Origin of the sequence: Helicobacter japonicus (assembly GCF_000762845.2) — a bacterium.
GTDB lineage: Bacteria > Campylobacterota > Campylobacteria > Campylobacterales > Helicobacteraceae > Helicobacter_C > Helicobacter_C japonicus.
On record NZ_JRMQ02000002.1, the window covers coordinates 82,304 to 95,790 of the forward strand.

16 protein-coding genes are annotated in these 13,487 nt (G+C 36.5%); 5 read left to right on the forward strand and 11 right to left on the reverse strand.

All coding sequences use genetic code 11. From position 1 onward, the window contains the following. Positions 1–5 precede the first annotated feature (5 nt). On the reverse strand, positions 6–878 hold the full coding sequence (locus tag LS65_RS02025; protein ID WP_034362895.1) for an NAD(+)/NADH kinase: 873 nt from the start codon (positions 876–878) through the stop codon (positions 6–8). A gap of 119 nt (positions 879–997) precedes the next feature. Continuing rightward, positions 998–1,606, reverse strand: a complete 609-nt coding sequence (locus LS65_RS02030; protein ID WP_034362893.1) for a hypothetical protein — start codon at positions 1,604–1,606, stop codon at positions 998–1,000. Positions 1,607–1,879: 273 nt separating this feature from the next. On the opposite strand from LS65_RS02030, the gene pta reads away from it, so the two are divergent. The 4 genes from pta (at position 1,880) to LS65_RS02050 (ending at position 5,791) form a co-directional block, all read left to right on the forward strand. Further along, complete coding sequence (gene pta / locus LS65_RS02035; protein WP_034362891.1) at positions 1,880–2,890, forward strand: phosphate acetyltransferase; 1,011 nt, start codon at positions 1,880–1,882, stop codon at positions 2,888–2,890. 17 nt (positions 2,891–2,907) lie between these two features. Continuing rightward, positions 2,908–4,119 (forward strand): acetate kinase, encoded by a 1,212-nt coding sequence (locus LS65_RS02040; protein ID WP_034362889.1) that lies wholly within the window; start codon positions 2,908–2,910, stop codon positions 4,117–4,119. 18 nt (positions 4,120–4,137) lie between these two features. Continuing rightward, positions 4,138–4,683 carry an isochorismatase family protein gene (locus LS65_RS02045; RefSeq protein ID WP_034362887.1) on the forward strand — a complete coding sequence of 182 codons (546 nt, stop codon included), beginning with the start codon at positions 4,138–4,140 and terminating at the stop codon, positions 4,681–4,683. 217 nt (positions 4,684–4,900) lie between these two features. Then, positions 4,901–5,791, forward strand: a complete 891-nt coding sequence (locus LS65_RS02050; RefSeq protein ID WP_034362885.1) for a J domain-containing protein — start codon at positions 4,901–4,903, stop codon at positions 5,789–5,791. 84 nt (positions 5,792–5,875) lie between these two features. On the opposite strand, the gene LS65_RS02055 is transcribed toward LS65_RS02050, so the two are convergent. From LS65_RS02055 to LS65_RS02080, 6 genes are all read right to left on the reverse strand, one after another. After that, entirely contained in the window at positions 5,876–6,097 is a 222-nt protein-coding gene (locus tag LS65_RS02055) for an HP1242/YdcH family protein (protein WP_034362883.1), read from the reverse strand. 103 nt (positions 6,098–6,200) lie between these two features. Then, complete coding sequence (argJ, locus tag LS65_RS02060; protein WP_034362881.1) at positions 6,201–7,415, reverse strand: bifunctional glutamate N-acetyltransferase/amino-acid acetyltransferase ArgJ; 1,215 nt, start codon at positions 7,413–7,415, stop codon at positions 6,201–6,203. Further along, positions 7,408–8,535, reverse strand: a complete 1,128-nt coding sequence (locus LS65_RS02065; RefSeq protein WP_034362880.1) for a potassium channel family protein — start codon at positions 8,533–8,535, stop codon at positions 7,408–7,410. Before LS65_RS02065 ends, argJ begins: the two co-directional genes overlap by 8 nt. 15 nt (positions 8,536–8,550) lie before the next feature. Next, entirely contained in the window at positions 8,551–8,739 is a 189-nt protein-coding gene (gene rpmB, locus LS65_RS02070) for a 50S ribosomal protein L28 (RefSeq protein WP_034362879.1), read from the reverse strand. Between the two features lie 64 nt (positions 8,740–8,803). Next, positions 8,804–9,778: an HlyD family secretion protein gene (locus LS65_RS02075; RefSeq protein WP_034362877.1), complete on the reverse strand. Its 975-nt coding sequence runs from the start codon at positions 9,776–9,778 to the stop codon at positions 8,804–8,806. A 15-nt stretch (positions 9,779–9,793) separates the two neighbouring features. Next, a complete protein-coding gene (locus LS65_RS02080) occupies positions 9,794–11,149 on the reverse strand; it encodes a TolC family protein (RefSeq protein WP_034362876.1) in 1,356 nt (451 codons plus the stop codon). A gap of 83 nt (positions 11,150–11,232) precedes the next feature. On the opposite strand from LS65_RS02080, the gene LS65_RS02085 reads away from it, so the two are divergent. Next, positions 11,233–12,087, forward strand: a complete 855-nt coding sequence (locus tag LS65_RS02085; protein WP_034362874.1) for a TIGR02757 family protein — start codon at positions 11,233–11,235, stop codon at positions 12,085–12,087. A 2-nt stretch (positions 12,088–12,089) separates the two neighbouring features. On the opposite strand, the gene LS65_RS02090 is transcribed toward LS65_RS02085, so the two are convergent. From LS65_RS02090 to LS65_RS02100, 3 genes are read right to left on the reverse strand one after another with little or no spacing between them, the layout of a single operon-like run. Next, entirely contained in the window at positions 12,090–12,515 is a 426-nt protein-coding gene (locus LS65_RS02090) for a type II secretion system protein (RefSeq protein WP_034362873.1), read from the reverse strand. Continuing rightward, on the reverse strand, positions 12,502–12,975 hold the full coding sequence (locus LS65_RS02095) for a prepilin-type N-terminal cleavage/methylation domain-containing protein (RefSeq protein WP_236096591.1): 474 nt from the start codon (positions 12,973–12,975) through the stop codon (positions 12,502–12,504). Before LS65_RS02095 ends, LS65_RS02090 begins: the two co-directional genes overlap by 14 nt. Continuing rightward, entirely contained in the window at positions 12,972–13,487 is a 516-nt protein-coding gene (locus tag LS65_RS02100) for a SixA phosphatase family protein (protein WP_034362869.1), read from the reverse strand. The genes LS65_RS02095 and LS65_RS02100 overlap by 4 nt, the downstream gene beginning before the upstream one ends.

Genomic DNA, 13,487 nt, shown 5'->3' on the forward strand with positions numbered 1-13,487 from the left:
CACATTTAATATTCATTATCACCCCATTTAAACTTTTCTTTCAAAACACTAAAATAATCCCTTGTTTGTGGATAAATGAGTTTTGCACTCTGACTAAGTGCTTGAATCTGAATCCTGTGAGTTGGAGTGATATCAATCATTTCCTGCCCATCAATAATAAGTTTTGCTCTTTGTTGTGCATAAAATTCTAGCACAAATTCATCATTAAGCACCAATGGGCGTTGTGTAAGAGAATGTGGCGCAATGGGTGTAAGCAAGATATTACGACAATAAGGATAAATCACTGAACCACCTGCGCTAATATTATAAGCTGTCGAACCTGTGGGTGTGCCAATAATTAGTCCATCACAAACATAAGTATTAAAATGTTTGTTATCAATACTTGCACAAATACGCACCATACCACTTAATTCGTGCTTGGAGATGAGAAACTCATTAATAGCAAGAAAAGAATGTAAAAGTTTATGTTCTTCATCATACACATTCGCTTGAAGCACAAGATGATCTTGCAATATATAATCACCATTTTTAAGGCAAGGAATAAAAGAGGGAAGATTCTGTGGCATAAGTGCGGTAAGAAAACCTAAACGACCGGTATTAACCCCCATACAAGGAAGATTATATTCAAAAGAGCGGCGCAACATTGCAATCAATGTCCCATCACCACCTAAGCTTACAAGCGCATCACATTGTGAAGCAATGGAAGCAAAATCCACTCCTAAAAGCTCAATCATTCCTCCACTAATACTTTCTAGCATTACTTCAATGTCTGCATTATGGAACTCTTCACGCACTTGTAAAAATACACTTTTAAGCTCAGGAGTCGAAGGACGCAAAACCACACCGATTTTATGAATGACTGGATTAGACTTACTCATATCTGCCTCTATATGTGTCGCTTACAAAGTTATAATGAAGATTCTATATATTCCTTTATCCTAAAAGTAAATACAATATCTCCAAAACCTCTGCTTAAATTCTATCAAAAATCCTCTAACTATTCTACATAAAATGCACGCACAACAAATCCACGCTCTCTTGCTTTTTGCTGACTTAATCCTTCAAACACCGCGACACTAGGTAATTTTTTACCCACAACATAAATAGCTTCTCTTGCGCGAAAACTCGCTAAACCCTCTTGTTTTAATTCAGGACTTGAGCCTGCATAGGGGAGATTATCTACTATGCCAGATACTTCAAAAGCTACAATTTTGTTATCTTGATGAATCATCTCTATAATACCCTCACTCAATTCATTAAAACAATTTTGTGGCATACCCCAACGCCCTATTTTCATATTTTTACAATGTGCAACTATTTTATCTTTTGGTTTAATAGAATATTTGAGTTTAGTTGGTAGATTATCACGTTCTTTTTTGAGGGCTTTACTTTGGGCTTTCAAAAGCTCAATCTGCTGATCTTTTGCATCTAAGGCTGATTGTTGTATATTTTTTTCTTGAAAGCGAGATTCTATATTTTGTGTTGCCTCATCAAGTATAATAGGAGAAAATGCAACCATATAATAATATCCACCCCCAAGCACCGCTAGAAGTAGAATAATAGCACCTAAAAAATACCATTTTGCCCTGCTTGACTTCCTTTCCATAATACCACTCCTTTGTATGCAAATAAGGCTATTGTGAAAAATTTGTAGCAAAAAACATTCCTTAAAATCTTATTTCCCTATACTCGATTCTATATTTTAAGATAAATTGCTCTATTTAGAATCCACTTCAAAAAAAACTTAAAATCCTGTTCAAAATGTTTATTTTATACACATCGCTGATAAAGTAGCTTCATAAAGTGTATAAATTAAACACACTTATTCTATGATTGAAGTAAATATTTTTAAATATTTAATTTTTTGGAGGAAAAAACTATGGGCTTTATTGATTCTATCAAGGCACAAGCAAAAACTTGTAAAAAGACAATTGTTCTTCCTGAAGTTGATGATATGCGCACAATTGAGGCAGCAGTGAAGATACTGAATGAAGATTTTGCTCATCTTGTTCTGCTTGGTGAAAAAGAGGAGATTTGTGCTAAGGCAAAATCTGAACTCTCTCATCTCCCAACAGAAGCACTACAAAAAGCAACTTTTCTCACGCTTAAAGATACTGCACTCCTTGATGAACTTATCACTCTTCTTGTAAAGCTACGGGGACATAAGGGTGTAGATAGCACAAAAGCGAAAGAACTTTTGCTTAATGATTCTCTTTATTTTGGCGCAGCTCTTGTAAAAATAGGAAAAGCTGATGGTATGGTAGCAGGAGCTACTCGGGCGACTTCTGATGTATTACGCGCAGGATTGCAAGTTGTTGGCACTGCACTAGATTCTAAGCTTGTATCAAGCTTTTTTATAATGGTCGTGCCTGATTGCGATTATGGGCTAAATGGCACACTCGTATTTTCTGATTGTGGATTGTGTCAGAATCCAAATGCTGAAGAACTTGCTCACATTGCTATCTCAAGTGCTAAAAGTTTTGAATCTATTACTCACAATGAGCCTTTTGTAGCTATGCTTAGTCATTCTACTTATGGAAGCGCAAAACACCCTGATATTGACAAAGTAGTAGAAGCTACAAAAATTGCAAAACAACTTGCCCCTCAATTTAAAATTGATGGCGAATTACAGCTTGATGCAGCAATCGTCCCAAGCGTAGGAGCATCAAAAGCAAAAGGTTCAAATGTTGCAGGAAAGGCAAATGTGCTTATATTCCCTGACTTAGATGCAGGAAATATAGGCTACAAACTCGTGCAGAGATTTGCTAAGGCAGAAGCTTATGGACCTATCACACAAGGTATGGCTGCACCAATAAATGATCTCTCAAGGGGTTGTAGTGCTGATGATATTGTAGGCGTGGTAGCCCTTAGTGCGCTCCAAGCCAAATAAAATGTAAAGGAAGAAATATGAATATTTTAGTTATTAATTGTGGAAGTTCATCATTAAAATTTCAACTTATTAATATGGATTCTGAAAAAGTTATCGCTTCAGGAATCTGCGATAGAATCGGTATTGATGGTAGTGTGCTTAACTATAAAAATGCTGAAGGCAAAAAATATGAGCAAAAGGAACCTATGGCTAACCACACAAAAGCCATAGAAATGGTGTTAGAATCTTTAACAAATAAAGAATATGGTGCGATTAGTTCGCTTAATGACATTCGTGCTATTGGGCATCGTGTCGTGCATGGAGGAGAATTTTTTAAAGAATCTGTGCTTATCAATGACTATGTAATTGAGCGCATTAAAGAATGCTCTGATCTTGCTCCATTACACAATCCCGCACATTTAATGGGAATTGAAGCGTGCAAAGCAAAAATGCCAAAAACCCCTATGGTTGTTGTGTTTGACACAGCATTTCACCAAACTATGCCTCCACAAGCTTATATTTATGGTGTGCCTTATGAATGGTATGAAAAACATAAGGTGCGCCGATATGGATTCCACGGGACAAGCCATAAATATGTCTCACAAAAAACAGCAGAATTTTTAGGTCTCGATTATTATAATTCTAAAATTATTGTATGCCATTTAGGGAATGGCTCATCAATTTCCGCAATTAAAAATGGGCAATGTGTGGATACAAGTATGGGACTTACGCCACTTGAAGGCTTAATTATGGGAACTCGTAGTGGGGACTTAGACCCTGCTATTTTAGAATACATATCAAAATGTGAAGACTTAGATATTCAAAGCATTCTTAGTATTTTAAATAAAAAATCCGGTGTGCTTGGCATTTCTGGTGTATCAAGTGATTTTAGAGACTTGCTCGATGCAGACTTAGGAGGAAATGAACGTGCAAAACTTGCGCGACACGCCTTTGCATATCGTGTGATGAAATATGTTGGAGCATATTGTGCAGCAATGAATGGTGTAGATGCTGTAAGCTTTTGTGCAGGTGTAGGCGAGAATGCAAAGTTTATCCGCGGTATGATAGTCAATAATCTTGCATTTTTAGGTGTAAAACTCGATGAAGAAGCAAATAATGTCTGTGGCAAAGAAGCTATTATCTCTACCAAAGATTCTAAAGTGAAAGTATGCGTTATCCCTACAAATGAAGAGCTTGTTATTGCGCGGGACACAAAAGCTATTGTTTCCCAACTTAAAGATGAGAAATAATTCTATAAAGGGAAAATAATGCGGAGCGTCCTCAAAACAAAACGCACACTTTTTGTTTGCATAGATGTGCAAGAAAAACTCGTGGAAAAGATGGCACATAAAGATAAGGTAATAAAAAATACGAATATCCTTTTGCATTCTGCCAAAGAATTGCATATTCCTATGCTTATTACAGAGCAATATCCTAAGGGACTAGGCAAAACACACAGTGCTATTTCAATTCCACAGGGTGTGCATACTTTAGAAAAAACAAGTTTTGGTATATTTGGTGATGAAAAAATAGCCTCATTTATTGCCCAAAGTAAAGCGAAAACACTCGTGCTTTTTGGGATAGAAAGCCACATTTGTGTGCTTCAAAGCATTATAGAAGCGCGTAATTTAGGCTATGAATGCATACTTGCCGCTGATGCGTGTAGCTCTCGTGATGAGCAAAATCACCAGCTTGCCCTCAACTTTTTCAATACACAAGGGGTAGTAATACTCCCTACAGAATCTATTCTTTTTAGAATCTTGGGCGATGCCAAACACGCCTCATTTAAAACAATTTCTGCCCTTATAAAATAAAACCAGTTTGTGTGCCTTAAAAAGCACACAAGCAAAACCTCACTTTAGAATCCCACTCAAACCATCATAACTTGAGAGCAATCCATATTGCAAGCATTTTATTTGAAACTTATTCAGCTTAGGGCAATGGCATAGAGTGGAACTCCCTTTGCTTGTCTAGTTTTAGCAACAGATTATAAAATACAATATGGAGCATAGCAAAGGATAAAGCGAAGCAATGGATATAACACTCACACAAAACTTTATTCAAATCACGGTTGAAGAAGACAATGATTTTCTCCACAAAGCCTTAGCCTATGCCGAAAAATACTTTTCCAAAAGCTATCGCTTATCGCGCACGATTCTTATTCTTGATGATGGCGAACGATTCAAAAAAGATTATCTTGTAAATTGGGCATATCACGCCTTTGGACAAGATGAAAAGCAACAAAAAATCCACAATCTCATAGATAACTTAGACAATCCAAATCCCCAAAATGATGATAAAAATGAGGAAACCTCTCTAATTCAACCTATAGAAGAGCCTCTGCAAGATTTAAAATATTTACTTGATTTTACCTATCTGCCTATACGCATTAAAATTGTAAATAAAAATTCTCTCATTGAAAGAGTAAAAATTAGTTTGCGTCTGCTTAACGCAAAACGCGTAATGCTCAAAATGGATAAAGCAAACAATGTTGCAAGACGTTATATTGCGCATATTTTTGAGGATTATTATGTGGGCTGTGATAGAGACGAGATATATTTAGACAGCACAAAGCCATACTTTTGGGAAAGCATTATGAATCTTATTAGCTTTAAAGTTATTCATAATGTTATTTTGGATTTTGATTATGATAGTTTTGCCAATCGTGGAGGGCTAGGTAGTTTTGAATCTTCTTTTCTTACTGATGAAGAGCGAGTATTGCGGAGTTGCTATATGACTTTAGAATGTCATTATCAAGATGATTTTGAGCAAGTAAAGAAAAATTATCTCAAACTTGCAAAAGAATACCACCCAGATAATGTGTTTGGGCAAGATGAAGAAATCATAGAAAGCTACAGCGATAGATTCAGAAGAATCCAAGAAGCCTACGAAAAGATTAAACACTATCTAAGGGCATCTTAGAAATTACCTCAATCCTCATTTTCTAGCAGTTCTTTCCTTGTGCTTTACCTTGCTCCAAAATAAGAAAATTACATCAATGCAAAATTAATGAGATTTACGATATTCCAAAATCATTGCATAGGCTTCATCTTTTAAGCGCAATTTTTGCTTTTTAAGCACTTCAAGCTCCATATCACTCATAATTTCCTCGCCATCTTCAATCTTTTTGATTCTATCATCAAGCTCATTGTGCTCATCAAAAATCTTTGCAAAATGTGCATTGCTTGTCTTTAGCGCGGTAACCTCATCTCTGTATTCGTGAAACATAACTGCTCCTTTTCAATAAAAATAAATGCTTTATTATAGGATATTTTCAATAATGGTGCATTTTTTATTTTAAAATCCCCCTACAATAATTGGATTATAGAATCTAACTTCTATAATCAGCATTGATTTTTACATAGTTATAGCCTAAATCACAGCCATAAGCAACAAATCGCCCATTACCTTTGCCTAAATCACAAGTAATCCTAAAGCTTTCTTGCTCCATTATAGCCGCTGCCTTTGCTTCTCTCTCTTCATCAAAGCAAATTTGCCCCTTATCAAACACTACCACAGAATCAAAGGCTATTTTTAAACTTTCCTCATTGCATTCCACGCCACTTGCACCAATTGTTGAGGCAATTCTCCCCCAATTTGGATCTCCTCCATAAATTGCGGTTTTAACAAGAAGTGAATTGCTCAAGGCTTTTGCAGCGCATACAGCCTGTGCCTCATCTCTTGCGCCACACACCTCAAAGGCTACAAGCTTCGTAGCACCTTCACCATCTCTTACCATATCGGTAGCAAGTTTGTGCATAATCATTTTTAAAGCTTCTGTGAAAGCCGCTTCATTATATGCCCCACTTCGCCCATTAGCAAACAAAAATACAGAATCATTTGTGCTCATATCGCCATCTACGCTAATGGCATTAAAGCTTGTCTTGGCACACTCACGCAAGATTCTATCACCTTCATTTTGAGGCACAAGCGCATCGGTTGTGATAAAACAAAGCATAGTTGCAAGAGCAGGCTGTATCATACCTGCTCCCTTTGCCATAGCTCCGATACAAAAACTTTCTCCATTATCAAGCTGCACCCTTAATGCAATTTCCTTACTAAAAGCATCTGTCGTGCGTATCGCATCAGCAGCACGAGCGTGAGCATTTTCATCTCGTTTTTGAATCTCAAAAGCATTAAAAGAAGCAATAATTTTGTCTTTAGGAAGATATTGCCCAATGACACCTGTGCTTGACATTATAGGATTTTGTATGAAAGGGAACTTCTGTGTAAGTGCGGATAAAATATCACATACATCTTGCACGCCTTTTTGTCCTGTCATAGCATTAGCATTCTTGGTATTTATAAGCACAAAATTACTCTCTTTGTCTTGAACAAACTGCTTAAAATGTATTATAGGTGCGGCTTGGAAAGCGTTACTTGTAAAAAGTGTAAAAGGCTTGAGCGCATCTTCACTATACAAAAATGCGACATCAAGCGCAGGAGTGCCATCAGCAAGTGGAGGCTTTAATCCTGCGCTTACACCATCAGCATAGAATCCTTGTGGAGCATTTATTCCTCCTTTAACAGGAATAATATCAAACATAATCAACCTCCTGTGGTTTTTGTTTTTTCATAATAAGTCGCTTTGTAGAGCGAATATTTTCGCTTGAGCCGATGACAAGGAGTTTGCATTCACTTGAAACAATCGTATTGCCACTTGGCATAGTAATATAAGTGCCATCTTTTTGTGTAAGCCCCACAACCGACACATTTGTAACATCACGAAAATGTGCTTCCTTGAGTTTTTTTAACACAAGCCAAGAATAACGTGGCACAATAATCTCTTCCAAATCAAGTGGTGTATCGTGGCGATATAAAAATCGCTCAAGCAAATTTTCCATATCAGGACGCACTGCCATTGCAGAGATTCTTTGTGCCATAAGCTTAGGAGCAGAAATTACAGAATCACAGCCAAGTTTTTTGAGTTTATTACATTCTTCTTCAGAATTAGCTGCAGCGATGATATAGTAGGGTTTTCTCTTGAGCTCCTCTTCAAAAAGCCGCACACTCACCACCATAGTAATATTATCTGCAGGATTCTTAGAAAAGCTAACAATACCTTTAGCACTTGAGAGGTGAGATTTTAACATCGCAATATGGGTATGAGGGTCATCAATAATATAGTAAGGATATTTATGCTTTTTTGCTTCTTTCTCAAAATCTGGAGAGTTATCCACTACAACAAAAGGTATATGGGATTCTAAAAATTGCTGGGCAAGTTGTATTGCAAAATCATTATGATAACAAATTACATAATGATTTTGCAAACGCGCAATATTATACACCATTTTCTGCTCCTTAATCAATGCAATGAGTGTGCCATTATTTACAATACTCATAATAAATGCCACACTAAAAGTTACAACTCCCGCTCCACATATCATAAGCAACACAGTGAAAATAATTGTAATTGTGCCAAAACGATCTTCTCCTAATGAACCAAAGCCAGTATTTGTAAAGGTATAAGAAGCCTGAAAAAATGCTTGCATTAAATCATAATCTTCTAAAACCAAATACCCTAAAGTGCCAAAAAGAAGAAAAAGTTGAACAAGAATAAGCGGAAGTCGAAAGTATTTGAGCTGCTCATACAGCTCACCTGAAAGTGAAATATCCGGTTTGGGGTTGTTGCCCCAACGAAGAATTTTTTTAAACTTTGCGAACAAAATACAAATATAACTCTATGAGTATTTTTTTAATGTGCGTAAAGTAGAGGCTGCTACTCTAACACGAACCCTTGTGCCATCTTCAAGTTTAAGCACTATACTTCGAAGATTTGGGAGTGAGCGTCTTTTTGTTTTATTATTTGCGTGGCTCACATTGTTACCTACCATAGGACCTTTGCCTGTAAAAAAACATTTCTTTGCCATAAAAACCCTTTATTATAAAATAGAATGAGGATTCTAATCAAACTTAGCACAAAACTACCTTAATTCAATTAATAAGCACGCTCATACCCACGCGTAAGCCTTCAATATGTGTAACAGGATAGGCTTCCACTTCAAAAGTCTTTATATCATAGCCCTTATGCGCACTTGTTGCTCTCCAAGTCGCAAAATCACCCATCACAGAGACAAATGCTACCTTAAACTCTGCCTCTGTATTAAGTGAGGGAATATATGCTTTAAAAGTGCTATCCTTAGGAAATTCCTTTAGACGATATTCTGGAAGATGAAAACTAATCCACGCATCATTCATATCAATCATAAGCACTACTGGGAATCCGCTAGGTGCAAGCTCACCCTCGTGAAGCAAAACATTGCTAATTTCACCATTTGCAGGTGCAATAGCTTGTGTATCTTTAGCATAGCTTTCTACCTCACTTACTTGTCCCGCTGCAGCATCTTCTTTAGCTTGAGCAGCAATTTTAGTCTCGCTACTTGCTCCATCAAGAGCAAGTTTATATTGTTGATAGGCTACATTTTCGTTATGTTTAGCTGTGGTGTAGTTTGCATAAGCCTCATCGCGTCTTTGTTGGCTTATTACACCATCTTTGTAAAGAGATTCTATACGTTCATAAGTGCTTTTAGCAAGATTTGCCATTGTTTTTGCACCCTGCCACACATCTTTTGCAGATTGTATTGTTTCTACTCTTGCACCTTGTTTTGTTTCTGTGCTTAAAGCTTTGGCTGCTTCATATCCAGCTCTAGCTTGCTCGAGTTTTGCTTGAAGCTCTGGAGAATTAATACTATAAACCAAATCTCCCTTTTGAAGCATATCGCCCTTTTTTACAAAAATATTTTCCACGCGTCCAGCAACTTTAGAGCTAATAGCATATTCCCGCGCCTGCACTTGAGCATAGATTCTATCCTCTTTTGGTTCATACGCACGTGTAAAACTAATGATAAGCCACAGCAAAAAACACAATGCTACTCCAATCAATGCTACAAGTTTTAAGGATATTTTCATACCTTCTCCTTCATCTTAATTAAAAAAACCATAGAATCTTTCTAGTTCATCACTTAAAGCAAAAAGCCTTGAAAGAGCAATAACATATTGGTATGCCACACTTTGTCGCTCTATGATAGCCAGAGAAAGAGCATTTTGTGCATCACTCACTTCTGTGCTTGTGCTCATACCTTGTAAAAATGCACTTTGCCGCAATTTTAGATTCTCACTTGCAAGTTCCACAGAAGATTGCAAACTAAAATATTGCGTTTTATAAGAAAGCACTTCATTATAAGTTTTTTCACAAAGTGTTTTTAAATCTTTTCTTGCTTGAGAGGTTGCAAATTGCGCTTCAAGCGAAGCAATTTTACTCGCTTGATACTTCTGAATCCTTCCATTTGGTGTAAGAAGAGACCATCTCGCCCCAATACCCACATACCAATTAGGCATTGCTTTTTCGAACAATGTTTTATTCTCGTTCATAATATAGCTTCCAAAAAGCCCAACATCTGGTAAAAATGAAGCAAATTCAATACGAGAAAGCTCGTGAGTTGCTTGGATCTTGTTATCCATTATTTGCAAGGCAGGATAGACTTCAAGTGTTTTATTCACAAAATAATCTACCTTCTCTAGCAAACTCTCCTGCTTAATATCAATCATTTGAGCTAAACTTAAAGGTGCTGAAGAATCATTCCCAAGCAACGCATTTAACGCCATAAAGGCAATATCAAGATTATCTCTTGCTTTTTGAACTTCAATATTTGATTTATCATAATTTACCTGCGCTTGCAGCGTTTCTAATCGCGCAATTTGCCCCTTTTCTTGAAGTTTTAACGCATTTTGATAATGTGCTAAATGCCCTGCATTAGCGTCTTCAAGTGTTTCAAGAATCTGATTTGCTAACACTACTCCATAATACAGCTTTGCACAATCCTCAAATAAACTTAATTCCTTGAGTTTAAGCGCAAGTGAAGCGTCTTCAAGTGCAAGTTGAGAGAGTTTATTGGCAAAATATTTTTTTCCTCCAGTAAAAAGTGGATATACAATATTCAATGCGCCAAAAATAATATTTTGATCTTGCAAAGTAACAGGTTTTGCAAGATGAGGAAGTAAAGCATCAAGAGGTGGTCCTACTGCACTTAAACCAGATGCATCAAAAAACTGCGTTTTTATTGGCTCTTGAAAATGAATATAAGCTGCATCAAGCGACACTTGCGGAAGATAGAGCATTTTTGTTGCACTTCGTAATTTTTCTTGTTTTTGCAATGCACTTTGTGAGCTTTTTAGTCCATCATTTTGGCTTAAAACTTGTTTATAGGCAGATTCTAAACTTAAATACTCTGCTTGGAGCACATTTAAGAGTAGTGCAATGAGAGTGAGCCACTTTTTCATTATATGCCTTTTATGTTAAACTTTCATACAAAAGAAATGGCAAGATTGTAACGCAAAAACGCAAATAATTAAGGAGGAGTGCAATGCAAGAACTTAAGGCAAAACTTGATGCGTGTTATATGCACTATAATAATCCTCATTCACTTGATGAAAACAAACTCGACCCACTCCTTATTGCTAAAACATATAAACAATCTCCATTGATTGCTGAAATCTCCCTGATATGTGCCCTTCTCTCCTATGGGAATGTCAAAGCAATTGTGCAAACATTGCGAAAACTTGAAAGGCTTGATTTTAACCTCTTAAAATCTATGCGAACAATTATGCAAGAAGATGAAGAATCTTTTCCTTATTATAGATTCCAAACGCGTAAAGACATAAAAACACTTTTTATCATTATCGCTTCTTTGCTTGAAAATGGTGGGCTCAAAAAACATTTTCTCCAAGCATTCAAGAATCCTCCAGCAAGTTTTATTCTATGGAATAAAAGCAAAAACATCTATCACGCTCGTATGATTTATAGCATATATCATTGCATAGACATACTTTATACATACATCTCAAAACATCATATTTCTCAAAGTAAAGGCATTAACTTTACTCTTGGCACATCTTTAAGCGAGATTCTAAAAACTAAGGGTAATCCACCTAGTAATGCAAGTGCGCTCAAAAGGTGGAATATGTTACTGCGGTGGCTTGTGCGTAAAGATGAGATTGATATGGGGATTTGGCAAGATTCCCTCTCTCCTCAATATCTCATTTTACCTCTTGATACGCATACTTTTAGACTTTGTAAAAAATTTAGAATCTTAAATACAAAACACGCTAATTTACAAAGTGCGCTGCAGGCTACAGATACTCTCGCACTTATGTGTGAAAACGACCCTGTGCGCTATGACTTTGCAATCTATCGCTTAGGACAAAACAAAATCCGTTAGAATCACTTATCTAAGATTCTATCACTCAAATCCCTACACAAAGATTCAGCAATATTGCAAGATATTTTAGGGTTAAGCGTTAATGTGGGTGGAGTTACGCTAAAAACAACATTTTGCGTGCCAATAATTGCTATAAGTTGTGTTTTTTGCACAATAAAAACACATTGTGGCGTAGCATTATCACCAAGAGTAGAGAGTATATTTTGAGCATAAATAGGATTTATAGAATCTCCCCGCACAAAGCTATCCGCGTAATATGCATTCAAAGCATTTTGAGTGTGAGCAAGACGCGCCTTGAGGTGTAAAAGGCATTGCTTATGTGTAATATATCCTAGATAACGCACCCCTATACTTCCTATGATTGCAACAATAATAACTACACATAATAATTCAAATGTGCTAAAACCTGCTCTTTTAGAATATCGCATTTGATGTGCTAAGCGGCACTTCTCTACGCGTTTTATGTCGCTCAAGGAGTTTAGAACACAATGTAGAATCTGCCTTTTGCTGCACAAAAAAGATAATTTTGCCATTCTCTTGCATAAGCGTAATACAATCATTTTGCGTATCAAGTATGCCATTTTTGGCAAGGCGCACACCATTGCCTTGCACCACCCAACGTGATTGACTAAGTCCGCTTAAATCTAAAATCCTATGTCCATCAATACTATTTGGTTCAATATTTTGACTAAAGACTTCGCGTTGTATAGCATTAATTGCACTTATAATGTCATTTTCAACCGCAATGAGCTGTGCATCTGAACGTGTAAGAGAAAATCGAGGAATAGCAATCGCTGCCAAAATGCCAAGTATGATAATAACAAATACGAGCTCCAGCATACTAAATGCTAAACGCTTTTTATAGCCTCTGCTGGTCATTTTTCTCATTTTTTAAAATCTTCAAGCATAAAGGGTGGGATAATAAAATCAATGATTCCACCACCCTCAAGAGAATCATTTGTTTGGATAATAAATCTCATAAGCACACCTTTAGGCACAAGTGCGCGAAAAGAAGGGCAAAGATAAGTAGCAAAGCTTTTTAAATCAGGTTGATGTCCTACAATAAGGACATTTGAAGCTTTTTGAAATTCTTTTGTTTGTGTTAGCTTCATATATCCATCGAGCCCACAATCAGGAGCAATATCCTCGCTTATCATAAGATGATTAGATTTAATGTATTTTTTCAAAGGTTTAAGTGTTTGTTGTGTGCGTTTAGCTGGTGAGCAAAATACCATATCAAAATCCAAATGCCCTCTAGCAAAACAGGCGATATTTTTACTTTGATCTTTACCAAGCTTACTTAAAGGGCGAAAAATATCGTTTTTATCTTTTTTTGTATTTAAACGGAATTCTTCTCTACTTATTGTATCTGCGTGTCGCAAAAGTGTAATTGTTTTCAT

What these genes read in the sequence shown, in the direction of transcription:
- LS65_RS02025 (WP_034362895.1), bottom strand. Translation starts at nt 878, where the DNA reads ATGAGTAAGTCTAATCCAGTCATTCATAAAATCGGTGTGGTTTTGCGT.
- LS65_RS02030 (WP_034362893.1), bottom strand. Translation starts at nt 1,606, where the DNA reads ATGGAAAGGAAGTCAAGCAGGGCAAAATGGTATTTTTTAGGTGCTATT.
- pta (WP_034362891.1), top strand. Translation starts at nt 1,880, where the DNA reads ATGGGCTTTATTGATTCTATCAAGGCACAAGCAAAAACTTGTAAAAAG.
- LS65_RS02040 (WP_034362889.1), top strand. Translation starts at nt 2,908, where the DNA reads ATGAATATTTTAGTTATTAATTGTGGAAGTTCATCATTAAAATTTCAA.
- LS65_RS02045 (WP_034362887.1), top strand. Translation starts at nt 4,138, where the DNA reads ATGCGGAGCGTCCTCAAAACAAAACGCACACTTTTTGTTTGCATAGAT.
- LS65_RS02050 (WP_034362885.1), top strand. Translation starts at nt 4,901, where the DNA reads ATGGATATAACACTCACACAAAACTTTATTCAAATCACGGTTGAAGAA.
- LS65_RS02055 (WP_034362883.1), bottom strand. Translation starts at nt 6,097, where the DNA reads ATGTTTCACGAATACAGAGATGAGGTTACCGCGCTAAAGACAAGCAAT.
- argJ (WP_034362881.1), bottom strand. Translation starts at nt 7,415, where the DNA reads ATGTTTGATATTATTCCTGTTAAAGGAGGAATAAATGCTCCACAAGGA.
- rpmB (WP_034362879.1), bottom strand. Translation starts at nt 8,739, where the DNA reads ATGGCAAAGAAATGTTTTTTTACAGGCAAAGGTCCTATGGTAGGTAAC.
- LS65_RS02075 (WP_034362877.1), bottom strand. Translation starts at nt 9,778, where the DNA reads ATGAAAATATCCTTAAAACTTGTAGCATTGATTGGAGTAGCATTGTGT.
- LS65_RS02080 (WP_034362876.1), bottom strand. Translation starts at nt 11,149, where the DNA reads ATGAAAAAGTGGCTCACTCTCATTGCACTACTCTTAAATGTGCTCCAA.
- LS65_RS02085 (WP_034362874.1), top strand. Translation starts at nt 11,233, where the DNA reads ATGCAAGAACTTAAGGCAAAACTTGATGCGTGTTATATGCACTATAAT.
- LS65_RS02090 (WP_034362873.1), bottom strand. Translation starts at nt 12,515, where the DNA reads ATGCGATATTCTAAAAGAGCAGGTTTTAGCACATTTGAATTATTATGT.
- LS65_RS02095 (WP_236096591.1), bottom strand. Translation starts at nt 12,975, where the DNA reads ATGAGAAAAATGACCAGCAGAGGCTATAAAAAGCGTTTAGCATTTAGT.
- LS65_RS02100 (WP_034362869.1), bottom strand. Translation starts at nt 13,487, where the DNA reads ATGAAAACAATTACACTTTTGCGACACGCAGATACAATAAGTAGAGAA.